Annotated in this window: 1 protein-coding gene; it reads right to left on the bottom strand. The window is 66.8% G+C overall.

Going from position 1 to position 1,147, the window contains the following annotated elements; all coding sequences use genetic code 11:
- On the bottom strand, positions 1 to 1,147 hold a 1,147-nt coding region (locus tag ACIPIA_RS16740; RefSeq protein ID WP_400511100.1), incomplete at both ends, for a hypothetical protein.

Genomic DNA, 1,147 nt, shown 5'->3' with positions numbered 1-1,147 from the left:
CAGCTGTCCGCCTGGCCGAGCCCGATGCCGAGCGTGCCGAGGATTCCGTTGAGTAGCTGATCGAGCGGCGAGGCCGCCCCGGCGATCACACCCCCGACGAGGCCGTCGAGACCCGGCAGCCCGATGCCAAGGCCAAGCGCCTCCACGTCCAGCTTGAGATCGCCGATCAGCCGTCCGAGCAGGGTGGCGACGAAGTCCTGAGTCGAGGTTGTCTTCTTGTCGCCGCGCTGGATCTCCGAGTAGCTAAAGCTGACGCTGGTCTCGGCCAGGTTCGTCATCGTCACATGGGCGCGGGCATTGACCTTGGCGAGGCCGGCGATTTTGACCAGCGTGGCTGCCGGCGGGCGCGGTGCCGTTGTGAAGTTGTTGAACTCGGCCATCGAGACTTGCCCGATCCAGGCGTCGACCAGGGCTGGCGTGACGCCGAGCGTCACGCGCGAGGTGGTGACATCCCACGGCGAGCATTGCAGACCGGTGAGGCGCGCGGTTGCGGCTGCGAGCTCAAGATAGAGCGGCAACCTGACTAGCGAGGCCGCCCCCGAGCCGACCAGGTCGACCGTCAGCAGCAGCCGCGTCTGTGCCGTATGGACGCTGGCTCCTGCCCGCCCGACGCGGACGAGGCTGGTGCCGACCGGTCTCTCGCCGATGCCGAGCTTGAGCGAGATAGCGGCGATGCCGGGAAGGTTCAGGTTGAGACCGAGATCGATCTGACGGTTGCCGTTCGAGATCTGCGCGACGGCCGAGACGATGTCGAGAGCGGTCAGCGATGCGGCGATCGGCTTGGAGCCTGCGATCGGTTTATCGCCGGCCGGGCCGAACGAGATCAGCGAGGCGAGGTTGACCGGCAGGCCGCTTGCCGATGCCGCCGCGATGCGTCCGAGTGCGGCCGTTGCGGCAGCGCTGCGCGTGTCATGGTCACGGGAGGCGTCGACGATCGCCGCCAGCACGTCACCGAGCCGGACGTTGGCTTTCAGAACGTCGTCATAGGTCACGGCCGTCAGATTGAGGCGCGTCGCCAGATGCTTGGAGAAGTCGAACAGATCGACACGGGCCTTGATCAGGGCATCGTAATCCAAGACGGAGAGCGAAATGCCCCCGCCGAGGAGGCCGCTTAGCAAGCCGTTGAGCAGGCCGCCGTCGAGCTGCA

The organism is Allobosea sp. CER48, assembly GCF_044752385.1.
GTDB lineage: Bacteria > Pseudomonadota > Alphaproteobacteria > Rhizobiales > Beijerinckiaceae > Allobosea.
Note: the sequence above shows the minus strand (reverse complement) of the source record. Positions and strands in the feature narration are given on the sequence as shown.